Source organism: Arthrobacter sp. NPDC080031, assembly GCF_040702485.1.
GTDB lineage: Bacteria > Actinomycetota > Actinomycetes > Actinomycetales > Micrococcaceae > Arthrobacter.
In genome coordinates, this window is the sequence record NZ_JBFBLA010000007.1 from 172966 (window position 1) to 190282 (window position 17317).

12 protein-coding genes and 1 pseudogene are annotated in these 17317 nt (G+C 65.7%); 8 read left to right on the forward strand and 5 right to left on the reverse strand.

The genetic code is table 11. From position 1 onward, the window contains the following. Positions 1–80: 80 nt before the first annotated feature. The 3 genes from AB0323_RS08175 to AB0323_RS08185 all read right to left on the reverse strand — a co-directional run bounded on the left by AB0323_RS08175 (position 81) and on the right by AB0323_RS08185 (position 3773). Positions 81–1337, reverse strand: coding sequence for a DUF4192 domain-containing protein (locus AB0323_RS08175; RefSeq protein ID WP_366176866.1), 1257 nt, complete (start codon positions 1335–1337; stop codon positions 81–83). Between the two features lie 103 nt (positions 1338–1440). Then, the gene (locus tag AB0323_RS08180; RefSeq protein ID WP_366176867.1) at positions 1441–2799 is read right to left on the reverse strand and encodes an MFS transporter; all 1359 of its coding nucleotides are present in this window, start codon (positions 2797–2799) and stop codon (positions 1441–1443) included. Between the two features lie 35 nt (positions 2800–2834). Continuing rightward, on the reverse strand, positions 2835–3773 hold the full coding sequence (locus AB0323_RS08185) for a PAC2 family protein (RefSeq protein ID WP_364538251.1): 939 nt from the start codon (positions 3771–3773) through the stop codon (positions 2835–2837). Positions 3774–4091: 318 nt separating this feature from the next. Here AB0323_RS08185 and AB0323_RS08190 point away from each other — a divergent pair, with 318 nt between their 5' ends. From AB0323_RS08190 to AB0323_RS08210, 5 genes are all read left to right on the forward strand, one after another. Then, positions 4092–5612, forward strand: coding sequence for a leucyl aminopeptidase (locus AB0323_RS08190; RefSeq protein ID WP_366176868.1), 1521 nt, complete (start codon positions 4092–4094; stop codon positions 5610–5612). A 235-nt stretch (positions 5613–5847) separates the two neighbouring features. Further along, a complete protein-coding gene (gene lpdA / locus AB0323_RS08195; RefSeq protein WP_366176869.1) occupies positions 5848–7230 on the forward strand; it encodes a dihydrolipoyl dehydrogenase in 1383 nt (460 codons plus the stop codon). A gap of 107 nt (positions 7231–7337) precedes the next feature. Beyond that, on the forward strand, positions 7338–9107 hold the full coding sequence (gene sucB, locus AB0323_RS08200; RefSeq protein ID WP_366176870.1) for a 2-oxoglutarate dehydrogenase, E2 component, dihydrolipoamide succinyltransferase: 1770 nt from the start codon (positions 7338–7340) through the stop codon (positions 9105–9107). Positions 9108–9231: 124 nt separating this feature from the next. Continuing rightward, on the forward strand, positions 9232–9585 hold the full coding sequence (locus AB0323_RS08205; protein WP_234750020.1) for a hypothetical protein: 354 nt from the start codon (positions 9232–9234) through the stop codon (positions 9583–9585). A 212-nt stretch (positions 9586–9797) separates the two neighbouring features. Continuing rightward, positions 9798–10226, forward strand: coding sequence for an OsmC family protein (locus AB0323_RS08210; RefSeq protein WP_366176871.1), 429 nt, complete (start codon positions 9798–9800; stop codon positions 10224–10226). Between the two features lie 76 nt (positions 10227–10302). On the opposite strand, the gene AB0323_RS08215 is transcribed toward AB0323_RS08210, so the two are convergent. Beyond that, positions 10303–13788: a S41 family peptidase gene (locus tag AB0323_RS08215; RefSeq protein WP_366176872.1), complete on the reverse strand. Its 3486-nt coding sequence runs from the start codon at positions 13786–13788 to the stop codon at positions 10303–10305. Between the two features lie 84 nt (positions 13789–13872). On the opposite strand from AB0323_RS08215, the gene AB0323_RS08220 reads away from it, so the two are divergent. Further along, positions 13873–14772: a TIGR01777 family oxidoreductase gene (locus tag AB0323_RS08220; RefSeq protein ID WP_366176873.1), complete on the forward strand. Its 900-nt coding sequence runs from the start codon at positions 13873–13875 to the stop codon at positions 14770–14772. Positions 14773–14776: 4 nt separating this feature from the next. Here AB0323_RS08220 and AB0323_RS08225 read toward each other — a convergent pair whose 3' ends face one another. Continuing rightward, entirely contained in the window at positions 14777–16399 is a 1623-nt protein-coding gene (locus tag AB0323_RS08225; RefSeq protein WP_366176874.1) for a serine/threonine-protein kinase, read from the reverse strand. A gap of 143 nt (positions 16400–16542) precedes the next feature. On the opposite strand from AB0323_RS08225, the gene lipB reads away from it, so the two are divergent. Next, positions 16543–17211 (forward strand): lipoyl(octanoyl) transferase LipB, encoded by a 669-nt coding sequence (gene lipB / locus AB0323_RS08230; protein ID WP_284981429.1) that lies wholly within the window; start codon positions 16543–16545, stop codon positions 17209–17211. Further along, positions 17208–17317 (forward strand): annotated as a pseudogene (locus AB0323_RS08235) (lipoyl synthase); the annotation flags it as partial. The gene lipB and the pseudogene AB0323_RS08235, both read left to right, overlap by 4 nt.

Here is a 17317-nt window from a genome sequence, read left to right on the forward strand (position 1 = left end):
TACCCGCTACCGTGCAGACAATTACGGGCCGCACGGATTTCCCTCCCCGGCGCACTCCCGGAGTCAGCTCAGTGCCTGGGTCACGCTGCTTCCCCACCGAACTTCCGCCACGCCGATGACTTGCTTCTGGCCCAGCCGCACACCGTGCCGCGCCTCACCACCTCGGCGAGTAGTTCCGCGAGCCGATAACCCCGTTGTTCAGCGTCAGCCTGCGAAAGGAGCTCGTGGGCGAACGAACCGCTCCCCCGGCACCACTGAATCCACCCACGGATCGTGAGCGTTGCAGCCCGAGCCTCCCCGCCTCCGTGGCGGGAGAGAATCGCGAGGACCTGGTCCAGGCTCGTCAACCGGTTCCAGTCGGGGTTCGCCGGGTACAGGCCCAGGAGCACGTCTCCGTAGCGAAGGACGCTGACATCCATGGCCTCAGTCGGCCTGCCGGCCGCAGGCGCCGTGCCCGCTGCCGGCGCCGTGCCTGCTGCCGGCGCCGTGGAACAGAGCCCGGGCGGAATAACCAAGGCATCCCCTTCATCGTCGTCCTCGTCGTCAAAGAAGCCGAAGGCCTCCGCACCGCCGCAGGCGACGTCTTTCCCCGCAGCCGCGAGGACCACCACGGCGTCGCGCCACGCGGGAACCCTCAGGCTCGCCCGGAGGAACGCCGCGGCCTCTGCGTCGAATTCCTCTGGACGGCTGGAATCGAGGACCTTCGTCCACACATCCAGCATTTCTTCGAATGGCTTCCTGCTCCGCCACCGCCGGAGCAGCTCCTCAAGCACGGCGCCTTCCGCACACATGAACTCCGGATCAAGGGCAGGCTGGTCCCCGGGCCCCGACAACCCGGGCGATTCCCTGACGTTGCTCCCCCTGAACACCATTTCCGCGTTGAGCCGGCTGTCCAGGATCTGGTCCACGGGACGCCCGGGGAGAGGACAGCACTCCGGATCGGTGCAGAATGCGCTTCGCCAGTAGTCGGAACCGATGAACCAGGCATCCCGCAGCGCCAAGCCACGGTGGGCCAGGACGGTTTCCAGGGCTTCCAGCAGGTGCTGCCTGTGCGGCACAACGCCGCCATCGTCCCAACCGTCGTCGCTGAAGAATGCCAAAAGCACACCGTCCGCGTCATGGTCCGCTTCCAGGTACTCACCGATCCTCCGTGAGTACGCGGCAAGCACGCGTCCGGATCTCCCGGCCGGAAGGTCCACGCGAAGGGTGGCGCCAAGTGTCTGCCCACGCAGCGTGATGGCGACGAGGCTCTCCTTCGGCCAGAGTCCCAAGGCATGCGGAATGAAGCCGAGGATGTCCTCGGGCCGGGAGATGGTCACACGGTTGTCTGCTGTCATGAATCCAGCATCGGCAAAATAATGGGTGGCGGCAGGCCTCAATTGCCCTATGTGGACAAAGGCGACCGTAAGCGCCTGTGGAGGAACACCACCGCGAAGCAGGCTACGGCGTGGAGCTCCGCTGCTTCGCGAGCCGTTCCCGGCGCAATTCCACGCGGCGCCGGCGCTGGTTTGCCAGCGACACGAGGAGCGGCGGGACGTGCACACCCTGGGCCGCCATCTGGCGGCGTACTTTGCGGCGGGTCATGAGGATCAAGACCGTACCCACGAGCAGGAACAGGAACTGCACGCTCAAGGCGATGCGGAAGGACGCCAGGCCGTACAGCTCACCGCCCGAGAAACCGCCGGTGTGGAGAAGGTCGAGGATGAGCCCCACCAAATAGATTGTCAGGAGCGCGGCAACGAAGCCGCCCACGTTGACGATGCCCGTCGCGGTGCCGATCCTGTGGGAAGGATTGAATGTCCGGGCAAAATCAAAGCCGATCATGGACCCGGGGCCGCCGATGGCCAGGGCGACCACCAGCAAGGCAAGCAACCAGAGAGGCGCCCTGCCGGGCAACAGCAGGACCGCGGCCCAGGCAAGTGCGGTAGCCGCCGTGATCAACAGGACCATGGCCGAGCGACGCATGGGGTGCCTCGCCACGAACGTTCCAAACAAAGGCCCCACGAGGATGCTGGTGACTACGAAGAGGCCCATCAAGGCGGAGACGGTGGCCGGGTTCAGGCCCTGCGCCGATACCAGGAACGGGTAGCCCCAGGACATGGCGAAGACGTTGCCGCTGAACTGGACAGTGAAGTGGCACCAAAGCCCCAAACGCGTCCCGGGCTGCCGCCAGGCACGGGCCAAGGTCACACCCGTGGCGCGTAGCCCCTGGGCGTTCTCCCGGGGCGGGTGACCCGGCGGAACGTCCCTGAGCAAGGCGAGGACGAGGACGACGGCGAGCGCGGACAACGAGCTCAACGCCAGGAAAGCCGTATTCCAGCCCGCCGAATGAAGGACCAGCGCGAACGGCACCACGCTGATGAGCTGGCCAAGCTGGCCCGACATTCCCGTCAGCTGGGTGACGAGCGGAACCCTTGCCGGGGCGAACCAGATCGGCACGAGGCGGATGACGGAGACGAAGGTCATCGCGTCGCCGGCGCCGACGAGGACCCGCCCGAGGACGCCCGCCGGAACTGCGTCGGCATACGCCAACTGGAGTTGGCCGAGGCCCATGAGCACGGCACCGCTGGCAATCATGGCGCGCGAGCCGAAGCGGTCAACCAGGAGCCCCACCGGTATCTGGAGGCCGGCGTAGACCAGCAGCTGAAGCACCGTGAAGAAGGAAATGGCGGCCGCGCTGGCATGGAACCGTTCGGTGGCCTCCAGTCCGGACACACCAAAGGATGTGCGCTGGGCGACTGCCACAAGGTAGGCGAGCACCCCTATCGTCCAAATGAGCCAGGCCCGGGGTGCGTTCACCCTTCCATTATGCCCGGGGCCGCATTAAAGCTGCTTTATGGGCGCGCATCTTTACGTGCGAGATACGCCTCAACCGCCGCTCCCAGGTCCTCGGCGTTCGGCAGCTCGTCGTTCTCGTCGGCGAGCAAGGAACGGCGTACCGTTCCTTCGGCTTTGTCGTCATAGCGGGACTCCAGCTTTGAAACCACCTGCTGGACGTCCTCGGACGCTTCCACTTGTTCGGCGATCTGCCTGCCTACTTCCCGGCCGGCCTCGCGAAGGCGGTCCGTCGGCAGCATCAAGGACGTTGCGGCCCCCAGGTATTCGAGTCCCGCCACCGCTGCCGGCGGGTACTCGGCGTCCGCGAGGTAGTGCGGAACGTGGATGACGTACCCGGCCACCTTCCGTGCGGCTTCGATCAGCCGCAGTTCCAGGATGTGGCCGATGGCCGAAGGAACCTCGACAGTCGGCTTCCATGTGGAAATGCCCTCGATGAGTTCCGGGCGGTTTCCGTGCACCGTCACGCCAACCGGCCGGGTGTGCGGAACAGGCATGGGAATGGAGTGGATCCAGGTCACCAGGTTGACGTCCAGTTTTTCGACGATCCCGACGACGGCGCGCGCGAATCGCTCCCACTGCAGGTCCGGTTCAAAACCGGCAAGCAGCAGGAACGGCTCGCCCAAGCCGTCATTCAGCTTGTAAAGCGCCAGTCGGGGGGCTTTGTAGTCCTCCAGATGGTCTTCGACAAAGCTGATGTGGGGACGGCGCGTGCGGTAGTCGATGAGCTGGTCAGCGTCGAACACAGCCACGGTTTCGACGTCGAGCGTATCCAGCAGTTCCCGGTTGATCTGCTGGACCACGTGCCCGGCATCGGCGAATCCAGTGAAGCCCATCAGCATATTCAGGCCCCTGATATCCGGGCTGTGGAAGAGCTCGATGTTGCTCGCGTAGAGCGACTCGGGGTCAAGGAGTGAGCCGGAAATCCGTTCAAACACGGCATGTTCCTTTCGCAGTTTCAAGTTCTCAGGAGGAGCAGGCGGCTTCAGACCGCAGCAGACGCGTGGGCGGCCGGCCACGCTCCCGTATTGGTACAACGCCCCGGACCGGCCGCGCATTCCTGCCGGACAATGTGCCGCAACTCTCATTTAATTGCTTTCCCGCTCTGCAGACAGACTACGATCGAGAGGTGCCGCCGTGTGCGGACCCAAGCAACCACCGACGATGTCCCAAGCGGACAACCGAGGGGTACCAGGGCCGGGCGCCTAACATGCAGCCCGGCCAAGCCATGCAGAGAGAGATGAGGACAAATCCTCGTGGTGAAGACTACAGACATCACCCTTGGCACGATCGCCAAGGACCTGAAGAAGGCGCCCAGCGACGCACTCGTGATAGCCGTCGGTCAGGGGGAAGACGGACCGGTACTGCTCGGGAACCCGCTGGGGGCGAAGGCAGCGGAAACCCTCGCAGCTTCGTTGGGCATCCTCGGCATCACGGGAGCAGCCGATCAGGTACACCGTCTGCCGGGTCTTCCGGAAACCGGTTCGGGCGTCCTCGTCCTGGCAGGTGTCGGCAAAGTCGCCGACGACGCCCTCCTCGCCGGGGAAGCCCTGCGCCGCACCGCGGGATCCGCTGTCCGCCAGCTCGCCGGCTTGTCCTCCGTGACACTGGCCCTCCCGACGGCGTCCCTCGCCGACGTCGCGGCCGTCGCCGAAGGCGCCGTGCTGGGTTCGTATTCCTATACGGAGCACCGCTCCAGCAAGGACGGCCTCAAGGATCCGGTCGGCAAGGTCCTGATCCACACGGCGTTTGACGGCAAGGATGTCCAGCCCGCGCTCGATCGGGCATTGCTCGTGGGACGCGCAGTCAACGCCACCCGCACCCTGGTCAACCAGCCTCCGAGCCACCTTTACCCGGAGTCCTTCGCCGAGGCTGCCAAGGAACTCGCCAAGGGTCTGCCCGTCAAAGTCACCGTGTGGGACGAAAAGCGCCTCGAAAAGGACGGTTTCGGCGGAATCCTGGGAGTTGGAAAGGGCTCGACCCGCCAGCCGCGCCTCGTCAAGGTGGAGTACGCTCCGGCAAAGGCCACCAGGAAGATCGCGCTCGTGGGCAAGGGCATCACCTTTGACACAGGCGGCATTTCGATCAAGCCGGCCCTCGGCATGGGCGACATGAAGAGCGACATGGCGGGCGCCGCCGTCGTACTTAATACCGTCCTGGCCGTCGCGGGGCTCGGGTTGCCCGTCAAGGTGACCGCGTGGCTCTGCATCGCCGAGAACATGCCCTCCGGCGCTGCACAGCGCCCCGCCGACGTTCTCACCATCTACGGCGGCAAGACGGTCGAGGTCCTCAACACCGACGCCGAGGGCCGCCTGGTCATGGCCGACGGAATCGTCGCGGCCAGCCTCGAGCAGCCTGACGTCATCATCGACGTCGCGACACTGACAGGTGCCCAGCTGATCGCCCTGGGCGACCGTACTGCCGGAGTCATGGGTTCGGACGCCGTCACGGGCGCGCTCAAGTCCGCGGCGGACCGCGCGGGCGAACTCGTCTGGCCGATGCCGCTGCCGGAGGAACTGCGGGCCAGCCTTGACTCGCAGGTGGCGGACATCGCCAACATCGGCGAACGCCACGGCGGAATGATGACCGCGGCCGTGTTCCTGCGCGAGTTCGTCGGCAAGGACGCCGAGGGCAAGCAGATCCCCTGGGCGCATGTCGACATCGCCGGCCCGTCGTTCAACAACGGCAGCCCCTACGGCTACACGCCCAAGCAAGGCACCGGCTGCACTGTTAGGACGCTGCTCGCCTACGTCGAAGACGTGCTGGCCACGGCCTAGGCCGGTCCCCAAGTGGGGCCGGTTCATGACCGGCCCCACGGCCCGACGTGAGTCTGGCCACAAGCGCCCCACAAAAGCCTCGGCAGGGTGGAGCATGGATAAGTGGTTCGCTAAGGTGAACCACGGTAGTCACAAATGCAAGAGAACTTCGGTGCTGGCATAATCGCGGCAGTACAAGTTCCAAGACCAGATGACGCGTAGTCGCGTGTCATCGCTCACGCGAGGGAGCGTCCTAGTGGCCGATCAGGCAACTGCGCAAGAATTCGACATCCTGGTACTCGGTGGCGGCAGCGGCGGCTACGCCACGGCTCTGCGTGCCGTTCAGCTTGGTTTCACCGTTGGTCTCGTCGAGAAGGGAAAGCTCGGCGGCACCTGCCTGCACAACGGGTGTATCCCCACCAAGGCCCTGTTGCACTCGGCCGAACTGGCAGACCACGCACGCGATTCCGCCAAGTACGGCGTCAACGTCACGTTGGACAGCATCGACATCGCGGCCGTGAACGCCTACAAGGACGGCATCGTCGCGGGTAAGTACAAGGGCCTGCAGGGACTCATCAAGTCCAGGGGCATCACGGTCATCGAAGGCGAAGGCAAGCTGCAGGGCACCGACACCGTCGTCGTGAACGGCACAGCCTACAAGGGCAAGAACATCGTCCTGGCCACGGGTTCCTACTCCCGGTCCCTGCCCGGCCTGGAAATCGGCGGCCGCGTCATCACTTCCGATGAAGCGCTGACCATGGACTACATTCCCAAGAGCGTCATCGTCCTCGGCGGCGGCGTCATCGGCGTCGAGTTCGCTTCCGTGTGGAAGTCCTTCGGCGTCGACGTCACGATCGTTGAGGGCCTCCCCTCCCTCGTTCCCAACGAAGACACCGCCATCGTCAAGAACCTTGAGCGCGCCTTCAAGAAGCGCGGCATCAAGTTCAGCACCGGCGTCTTCTTCCAGGGCGTCGAGCAGGACGACAACGGCGTGAAGGTCACGCTGGTTGACGGCCAGACCTTCGAAGCCGACCTCCTCCTCGTTGCAGTGGGCCGTGGCCCCGTCACCGCCAACCTCGGTTACGAGGAAGCAGGCGTGACCATCGACCGCGGCTTCGTCATCACCAACGAACGCCTGCACACCGGCGTCGGCAACGTCTACGCCGTGGGTGACATCGTCCCCGGTGTCCAGCTGGCCCACCGCGGCTACCAGCAGGGCATCTTCGTCGCCGAAGAGATCGCCGGCCTGAACCCGGTGGTCGTCGAAGACGTGAACATCCCCAAGGTCACCTTCTGCGAACCTGAAATCGCCACGGTCGGCTACACCGAAAAGGGCGCCAAGGAGAAGTTCGGCGAGGACCAGGTCCAGACCCAGGAATACAACCTCGCCGGCAACGGCAAGAGCTCCATCCTGGGCACCGGCGGCATCGTGAAGGTCGTCCGCCAGAAGGACGGCCCGGTCGTCGGTATCCACATGATCGGTTCCCGCATGGGCGAGCAGATCGGCGAAGCACAGCTGATCGTCAACTGGGAAGCACACCCGGAGGACGTGGCGCAGTTCATCCACGCACACCCGACGCAGAACGAGACCCTGGGCGAAGTCCACCTCGCACTGGCAGGCAAGCCGCTCCACGGCTAAGTCTTTACGCAAGACACCCGGTCCTGCGCCCGCACGAACTGCGGGCGCAGGACCCCAGCAGGCAACACTCATCCGCACTAAAGATCAATAAGGAGAACGGGGACGACATGTCTGAATCCGTTAACTTGCCCGCCCTTGGTGAAAGCGTCACCGAAGGCACCGTCACTCGCTGGCTCAAGCAGGTTGGTGACCGAGTGGAAGTCGACGAGCCCCTGCTCGAAGTTTCCACCGACAAAGTAGACACCGAAATCCCGTCTCCTATTGCCGGCATCATCGAAGAAATCCTCGTAGCTGAAGACGAGACCGCCGAAGTCGGCGCTCCCCTGGTTCGGATCGGCAACGGCAGCAACGGTGCTGCAGCGCCCGCAGCCGCACCTGCGGAAGAAGCACCGGCGGCCCCCGCCCCGGCTCCCGAAGCTGCACCGGCTCCAGAAGCTGCACCGGCTCCCGCAGCCGAAGAAGCCGCAGCCCCCGCAGCCGCTTCCGGCGAGGCATCGGGTCACGACGTGACGCTCCCCGCTTTGGGCGAAAGCGTCACCGAAGGCACCGTCACCCGCTGGCTTAAGGCCGTTGGCGACACCGTCGAGGTGGACGAACCGCTCCTCGAGGTCTCCACCGACAAGGTAGACACCGAGATCCCCTCCCCCGTGGCCGGCACTTTGCTTGAGATCCGCGTCAACGAGGACGACACAGCCGAAGTCGGTTCCGTTCTTGCCGTCATCGGCTCCGGCGCCCCGGCCGCAGCAGCACCGGCACCCGTAGCAGCAGCCCCCGCCGCGCCGGCACCCGTAGCAGCAGCCCCCGCCGCGCCGGCACCCGTAGCAGCAGCCCCCGCCGCGCCGGCAACCGTTGTTGAAGCCGCACCTGCTCAGGCAGCTCCGGCACCGGCAGCCCCCGCGGCCCCGGCAGCCGCACCCGCAGCGTCTTCGAACGAGTCCGGCTACGTCACCCCCCTCGTCCGCAAGCTGGCCAACCAGAGCGGCGTCGACATCACCAGCGTGACGGGCACCGGCGTCGGCGGCCGTATCCGGAAGCAGGACGTCCTTGCCGCGGCCGACGCAAAGAAGGCCGCAGCCGCCGCTCCGGCGTCCGCAGCACCAGCAGCTCCCACGACGCCCGCCAAGCCTGCTGCAGCCCCCGTGGCGGCCTCTTCGCTCCGCGGGACCGTGGAGAAGGCCCCGCGCATCCGCCAGGTCATCGCCCGCCGCATGCGCGAGTCCCTCGAAACCTCAACGCAGCTCACCCAGGTGCACGAGGTCGACATGACCAAGATCGCCAAGCTCCGCCTCAAGGCCAAGGGCTCCTTCGAGGCCCAGAACGGCGTCAAGCTGACCTTCCTGCCGTTCATCGCCAAGGCCGTGGCCGAAGCCTTGAAGCAGCACCCCAAGCTGAACGCGGCGTACGACGAAGAGAAGCAGGAAATCACCTACCACAACGCGGAACACCTCGCGATTGCCGTAGACACCGACAAGGGCCTGCTGGTCCCGGTCATTTCCGACGCCGGCAACCTGAACCTTGCCGGCCTGGCCAGCAAGATCGCCGATGTCGCCGGCCGTACCCGCCAGGGGAAGATCGGTCCGGACGAGCTCTCCGGCGGCACCTTCAGCATCACCAACATCGGATCCGTCGGCGCCCTGTTCGACACGCCGATCATCAACCAGCCCCAGGTGGGCATCCTGGGCACCGGCGCCATCGTCAAGCGACCGGTCGTGGTTGCCGATGAGAACGGCGATGACTCAATTGCCATCCGCTCCATGATGTACCTGTCGCTGACGTACGACCACCGCCTGGTTGACGGTGCCGACGCCGGCCGCTTCCTGCAGACCCTCAGGGCACGCCTTGAGGAAGGTTCCTTCGAAGCGGACCTGGGCCTCTGAATCCAGTGATGGCGTGACGGGAAGGTCCCGGCGGGAAACCGCAAGGACCTTCCCGTTTTTCATGCCCGGATATTGCTCCGTGGCTTTGCTACGGCTCGTAGAAGATTCTGGCTAAGCTGGAGCCATGACTATCCTCTTCAACGTCCTGCTGTTCTTGCACATCGTCGGCGCAGCCATGATCGTGGGCTACTGGATCGCCACCCTGAAGCAGCCGACCGTGCACCCGCGCCAGCGGGACGGCGCCTTCGTGCAGCTGATCACCGGTGTTGCCATGATGGGAATCCTGCCCATGCTGCCCAATGCCGATCCCAACTACTTCAAGCTCGGCATCAAGTTCGCGATCGGCCTCGCCGTCGCCGTGCTCGCCGTCATCGGCTCGCGGAAGGTCAAGAAGGGCGAACCGGTCTCTACAGGTCTGGCCCACGGCGTAGGCGGCCTGGCGTTGGTCAATATCGCCATCGCCACGATCTGGCAGTGACGTCGTACATGCGCTGACCGGAGCAAACTGCGCGGCCGCCCCGACCTTCCGTCCGGGCGGCCGTTGCTGCTTAAGCCGTTGCTGCTTAACCCGCGCAGTCACAATCCTCTGAGAGCGGACAAGCGGTGCGCCGCTGCCGTCGAATCCATAGGATTGAACCCGGCGGCATCCGGTATCCGGATGCCAATTCGCAACGACGCTGAGGAGTGGACATGGCTACAACACGCACCGCACACACCGTATGGAACGGCAACCTGATGGAAGGCGCCGGCAACACCACGCTGGACAGCTCCGGACTTGGAACCTTCAACGTCACCTGGAAGGCCCGTGCGGAGTCCGCAGAGGGCAAGACCAGCCCCGAAGAGCTGATTGCTGCCGCACACTCGGCATGCTTCTCGATGGCGTTCAGCAACGGCGTGGCAGGCGCAGGCTTCACGCCCGAAGAGGTCAACACCAAGGCCGACGTCACCTTCCAGCCTGGCGTTGGCATCACGGGCATCCACCTGACCGTGAGCGCACGCATCCCCGGTGTCTCCGAAGAAGAATTCCAGCGCCTCGCCGAAGACGCCAAGACCAACTGCCCGGTGTCCCAGGCACTCCGCGCAACTCCGATCACGCTGGATGCGACGCTCGCTTCCTAGCGGCAACACGTCCAAAGCAGCGAAGTCCCCGCCTTTCCTTCCGGAAGGGCGGGGACTTCGTTCTGCGGGCCTTCAGCTAGCCCTTTTGCGGCCTCGCGGGCAAAGCGGCCGGGCGGACCGAGCGGTACCCTTCACGCAGCGGTGGCCGGTCCGTGGGTAGTTCCTGGACCATTTCCTTGAGCGCGCCGATCCCGTACTCCAGCTGGGGATCCGTGCCGGCCGCATAGGCGTGGGGCGGGAACACCACTTCGATGTCAGGCTCAACACCGAAGTTCTCCACGCTCCAGCCGATGCCGCTTGAGAACCATGTGGCATAGCGCGGCTGGGTCACGCCGGTGCCGTCAGCCAGGGAGAAACGGTTGTCGATCCCTACGACTCCGCCCCAGGTCCGGGTGCCGATAACCGGGCCGATACCGCGGAGTTTTGACACCTGCGTGATGATGTCGCCGTCGGAGCCCGCGAATTCGTCGGCCAGGATAATGACGGGGCCGCGCGGTGCGTGATGCGGGTAGGTACGCGGCTTTTCGCCACGGGGCATGCTCCAGCCGGTGACCTTGCGGCCGATCAGTTCAGCGACGAGCTGGGAGGTGTGGCCGCCACGGTTCCGCCGCACGTCGACAATCAACCCGTCCAGCGCGGTCTCGGTATCGAGATCCCGGTGGAGCTGCGCCCAACCGTTGGCCATCATGTCCGGGACATGCAGATAGCCGAATTTTCCGTCCGAGGCCTCCCGCACGGTGCGCCTGTTGGCGTGCACCCATTCCTGGTACCGCAAGCGTTCCTCATCCTTCACCGGAACCACGGCGATCCGCCGCTGCAGTCCCGCCTCCCCGCCGTGCCCACCGCCATTCACGATCGTGAGTTCCACGGTCCGGCCCGCTGCGCCCACCAGTTGTTTCGCCGGAGTACGGTCTGCGGAGAGCCCGACGCCGTCGATCGCCAGGATCACGTCGCCCACCTTCGCGTCGGCTCCCGGCCGCGTCAGCGGCGAGTTGGCCAGGGGGTCGGAAGAGTCTCCGGCGAGGATGCGCGTGATCTCCCAACCGGCCTCGGTGAGCTTGAGGTCGGCGCCGAGCCTGCCTTGCCCATTGCTTCCGGGCTCGCCTACCGCCGCCGGACGCACGTAAGCGTGGGAAGTGCCCAGCTCGCCGTGCAATTCCCACAGGAGGTCCACCAAGTCGTCGTGCGAGCCCAGGCGTTCGACGACGGGACGGTACCGTCGGTGCACGGACTCCCAGTCCTGGCCGGCCATGTCTTCGGTCCAGAAGAAGTCCCGCTGCAGCCGCCATGCTTCGTCGAACGCCTGTCCCCATACGGCCAACGGTTCCATGACCACCCGGATCCGGTTCAGCTCGACATTGACAAGCTCGCCCGATTCTTCCTCGGCCTTGGCGTCGGACGGTACGGCGAGAACCTTCTTGTCGTTGACGAAGACCAGTTTCTTGCCGTCTCCGGACAGTCGGTAGCGCTCCACCGCGGAGGCGAGCGTGACCTGCTTTTGCTTCGAAAGCTCGTAGCGGACCAAAGCCGGAGCGGGCGCCTTGTCCTGCACCGTGCCGCGGCCATCTCCCGTGACACCTGAGAGCGGGGTGTCGAGCCACAGCAGTGCTCCGCTGGAGGCCGAAAGCGCCGAGTAGTTGCCCTGCGGCACCGGGACGCCGATGACGCGCAACGGCAGCCCCTCGCGGTCCACACGGACCGTGACGGCGGTCCCGGCAGGTGGAGCGTCCGCTTCGTCCTCGTCCAGCAGGTCCACTACCGGGCCGAAGGGCGAAGGAGTGGTTGCCGCGAGCGCCACGAGGTACGGCTTGATGGGGCTGGGGAAAGACAAGTCGAAGGCATGGCCGTCGTAGACGGGATCGAAGCTGCGGTTAGAGAGGAACGCCAGGAATTTGCCATCGGGAGTGAAGGCCGGCGATTCGTCGCGGAAGCGTCCGTCGGTGACCTCCACGATGTCTTCAGGCTTGGCGGTATTGACCATGCGCAACTTGCTCCGCGAGCCGAAGGATGTCACAGGTTCGGACCATGCGAGCCATTGTGAGTCCGGCGACCATGCGAGGCCTTCAATGCTGCCGTCGCCCACGCTGACGAGCAGCGACAAGGTGCCGCTGCCAGTGTCGGCCAGATAGACGTCCCCGAACGCGGTACCCACGGCAAGCCATCGGCCGTCGGGACTGGCTTCGAGGGCGCTTGGACGTGCAGCCCTCGGGAAATCGATCGTGAGGAAGTCGAGCCGTGGCTCTTCGGCTCCGCCACCTGTGGAGTCGACCGGGACAGCCTCGGCGTCAGGGGACGCCGCAGCCGGCTCCGCGTGCGGTTCCGGCAGTCGAACCCCGGACGTCGCGGGCTGTCCCGAGACGGCCGATGCCGAGACGGGCCGTGGCAGTTGTCCGGCCCCGTCCTCTTCAGATCCGCGCGGCGCGGGCGCGGCGTCCTGGACCGGAGCCTGGACGGCCGGCCGTGAAAAACGCGGGGCAATCCTCTTGATGTACAACGAATCGACGCCGTCGTGGTCAGCCACATAGGCGATACGACCGTCAATGAGGGGCCGGGGAAGCCTTGCCCGGACGCCGGGAGTCGCTTCGACCACCCGGGACGGTCCGTCTTTGTGGCGCAGCCAGTGGATGGTTCCGTGGGATTCCACAGCGCTGGCCGAACCGACATGGTTGGGGAAGACGTCGCCCAAGTGTGCGGCGACTTTGAGGGGGGCCGGCCGGCGCGACTGGGAGGCCGAGCCCAGGCTGATGTCCAGCCGGACCGCTTCGGCATCGGCCTCAAGCGCCGGCAGGAGCCACAACTCGCCTGCCGATTCGAAGATGACCCGCTTGCCGTCACTCGCAGCGTGCCGGACGTAGAAGTCCTCGTGATCGGTGTGCCGGCGCAGATCCGAACCGTCCGGTTGCACCGAATAGAGATTTCCGTAGCCCTCGTGGTCCGAGAGGAAGGCGATCCGTCCGCCTACCCACAGCGGGTCCGCGAGGTTCCCGTCGAACCCGGGAAGCAAGCGCGCGAACTCGCCGTTCCCGTCGGCGTCGATCCACAGTTTTCCAGCGGTACCGCCGCGGTACCTCTTCCACCAGGCAGGCTCGCGGGAGAGCACACTGGCAAGGACAACGGGACGCTCGTCCCCCACTTCCGGGCCGAACGCCACCGATTCGACGGGGCCGAAGGGAAGCCCGACGGCGGGGCCGCCGTCGAGCGGCAAGGCGTAGGCATGCGTGTGCCGCCCCTCGGCCTGTTCGAAAGCCGTGGTGACCAAAACGTCGCCCGAGGAGGTAAATCCCTTGACGCGGGTAGTGCCGTGACCGAAGTAGCTCAACTGCCGGTACCCGCCGCCGTCGACATTCGCAGTCACAACCTCGGGAGCGGACCCGACGATCGTCGTCCAGACGAGCCGCTTGCCGTCCGGGGTGAAGCGGGGATTGCGTGCGGGGAGCTGCTGGGCCGAAATCCGCCACGCGCGGCCTCCGGCCACGGGTGCAATCCAAACGTCGTCTTCGGCCACGAAAGTGATCAAATCACCGTGCAAATGCGGGAAACGGAAGTAGCTGGAGGAGGTCATTGTTCGATCATAGTCACAGGAGAAGCGAGCCCTTTTGAGGCCTGCCGTAATGCCGAAGTGATGCTTGCCATGATGAGATGGGGCATGCGAATCGTGATATCGGGTGCTTCAGGATTCATCGGGACCGCGCTCTCCGCGCATCTGCTCGGCAGCGGGCACGAGGTCCTCCGGCTGGTTCGCCGTCCGCCTGCAGGAACCGGGGAGGCATATTGGGATCCGGCCGCGGGTCAACTGGATGAGGCGGTTCTCGACGGCGCAGACGCAGTGGTCAACCTCTCCGGGGCAGGCATCGGGGAGCGCCGATGGACCAAGGCACGCGTGCGGGACATCATCGACTCACGCTTGCGGACAACAAGAACCCTCACTGCGGCCATGGGACGGCTCGGAACTCCGCCCGGAACCTTCCTGAGCCAGTCGGCCTCGGGTTACTACGGTTCGTCCCGTGCCGGCCTGCTCCGCGAGGACGCGGGGCCAGGCAAAGGCATGTTGGCCAGCCTGTGCGTCGACTGGGAGGCCGCCGCCCACACGGCACCCGCCGGCGTACGAGTGGTGACGCCGCGCACGGGTGTGGTCCTCAGTCCTGATGGCGGAGCGCTGGGGCCGCTCCTTCCGTTGTTGAAGTTGGGCGTGGGCGGACCGTTGGGAAACGGCCGCCAGTATTGGCCCTGGATTTCCCTCGTGGATGAAGTTTCAGCCTTCGAATACCTGCTCAACTCCTCGCTCGAAGGTCCCGTCAACGTGTGTGCCCCGGAAAGCGCCGACGTCAACGCCATCGTTGCCCAGCTGGCGGCGGCCCTGCACCGGCCGGCGTTCCTTCGCGTTCCCGCCCCCGTACTGCGGTTGGCCCTCGGCAGCCATCTGGCAGAGGAACTTGTGCTTGCCAACCAGCGCATGGAACCGGCACGGCTGATGGACTCCGGCTTTGCCTGGCAGCACCCCGCGCTGGCGGACGCCGCCCGATGGGTGGCAAGCGGCGGCAAATGACCGCTTAAGACTGCTTTGCGAGGATCTCGGTGATCCTCCACGCGTCCCCGCCACGCAGGAGAACCACCCTGAGTTCCCGGGGTTCGCCGCGGGGACGCGCTCCGACGACCTTCCCTGAACCGTCCCGTTCTTCATAGGCGGAGGTTTCCACCGTGACGGCAACTGTTGCCTGGTCCGGGCCGGGTGTCCCCTCCACCCTCACGCTGGTCAAAGTGGTGGAGAAACCCGCGAGAACCACGCCGGCGCGGATCAATTCCTCCCTCAGCTTTCCATCGGAGGCCGCGGCCGCCGAGCCCTGCACGTTGACGTGGTCCAGGAGCGCGAACTTGCCGGAACTCAACGCTGCGTCCCGGATCGCCGACAGTCCCCGGACGGCTTCCTCGGGGTTTGGTGAACGGATCAGGTTCCGTGCCGCCGCGGGAACGTCGCTTCGCTCGTCCTGGCCGGGCGCCGACGCCGCGCCCTGCGTCGGCGGACCGGCTGCCGGACCTCGATCGCCGGCCTGCCACGCCGTGCCGGCCCACCACAGGGTGGCTATTGTTCCGGCGCCCGCAACTATCCCGAGGGCAAGCACAATGGACGCCACCCGCCGTCGTACGGAAACATGCGCAACCGCCCGGCGGCGCGTTCGTCCCGGCCCCGGCGGACGGAAGCGGTTGAAAAGCCCCGGGATGCGGGCGCGCTTTGAGCGGGGACCTAAAGCCCGACGCCGGGTCATCAGTTCCGGAACAACCGTCGCGTGCACCGAAACGGACAGGTCAACGGCTTCCGGCGCTGCGCTCCTGTAGACGGCGACACCCAATTCCGCCGCGGAGGGCCGCTGTTGCCCATCGGGATGAAGCCCGGCCTCGATGGCAACTGCCAGGGCTGTGGGGACCGCGGGCACCAGCAACATCAGGGGCGGCCTGCGTGCCGCAGTGACCGGAGCGGAACCGGTGAGGCAATACCAGCCAAGGGCTGCGAGGGCGTAGGTATCGCGCTGCGGCTGGAGTTCCGCGGTCCCCCGGACAACCGGATCGGGATCTACGAATCCGGGAGTTCCGGACTCGGGGACCCCGGCAGCGTCCCCCACTGCCCGGGAAATGCCCATGTCCGAGAGGAGCGGCTTCCCTTGGGCAGTGAAGAGCACATTCCCGGGCGAAACATCGGAATGCGTCACGCCGTGGCGGTGCAGATATGCCAATGCCTGCGCGAGGGGCGTCAGGATAGTCACCGTCTCACCCACGCCAAGGCGCCCCCTGCTGGACACCAGCTGCCCAAGCGAGCCCCCGGGGGCGTAATCCATGACCACGCCCAAGCCGCCGTCGAAGGACCCTGCCAACTCCACAACGCCGTGGACCTTGATGATGTGCTCGTGGTCCAGCCCGGACAGAAGCCGCACCTCGCGGAGCACGGCTGACTTGGCCTCGCCCGGATCCGCCGTCGCCGGGCTCCGGCCAAGGCATTTCACGGCAAAGTTGTTCCCCGACCGCTGCTCCGTCGCGAGCCACACCGCGGCGCTCCCGCCGCGGCCCAGCTCACGGACCGGAACAAAGTCCGGGATCACAGGTTCGCAAAGTTCGATATCCCGGGAGGGCATGTCCCCCTCATGGTCCTGACCGCCCTCGCCGGGCGAAAATGTCTCCATGCCTCAACAAATACCGGAAATCGCGGATTGCCGCAGAAGTTATCCACAGGCCAGAGGGCCGGAGCCCTCGAGCAAGCCGAGTGCGACTGAGAGCTTGGCCACAAAATCATGGACTGAGTCCGGCGGGGTCTAAGCTTGTCCCCATGACTCTTGAGTTTTCACAGCTGGGTCTTGCCCCGGATTTCGTTGACTACATGCACGGCTGGGATATCCAGCGCGAACTCCACAACAAGGTTGTTGCCGGCGAGAAACCCAGCACCGTCTTGCTCCTTGAACATGCCGCGGTGTACACGGCAGGCAAGCTCACGGAGGACCACGAGCGCCCGTTTGACGGCACGCCGGTTGTTCCCGTCGACCGTGGCGGCAAGCTGACCTGGCACGGACCGGGCCAGCTCATTGCCTACCCCATCCTCAAGCTGAAGAACCGCGCGGGGATCCGCGACTACGTCGAGCGCCTCGAAGCCGTCATGATCGCGATCATGGAGGACTACGGGATCAAGGCCACGCGGGTCAAAGGCCGGGCCGGAGTCTGGGTCCTCGCCGACGACAAGGGTCCGGATCGCAAGATCGCCGCGATCGGCATCCGGGTACTGGACGGCGTCACCATGCACGGCGTGGCGATCAACTGCAGCAACGACCTCGCTCCCTACGCACAGATCATCGCGTGCGGCATCACCGACGCCAGCGTCACCACCATGTCCATCGAGACCGGCCGGACCATCAACCCGGCCGACATTGCCGAGCGCTTCATCGAAGAGTTCCGCAAGCACGAAGAAGCACTCGTATCCAGCCCCGAAGGAGCACTCCAGTGACCCTGGCACCTGAAGGCCGTAAGCTGCTGCGCGTTGAACAGCGCAACAAAGCCGTCCCGGTCGAACGCAAGCCCGAGTGGATCAAGGCCAAGGTCCAGATGGGCCC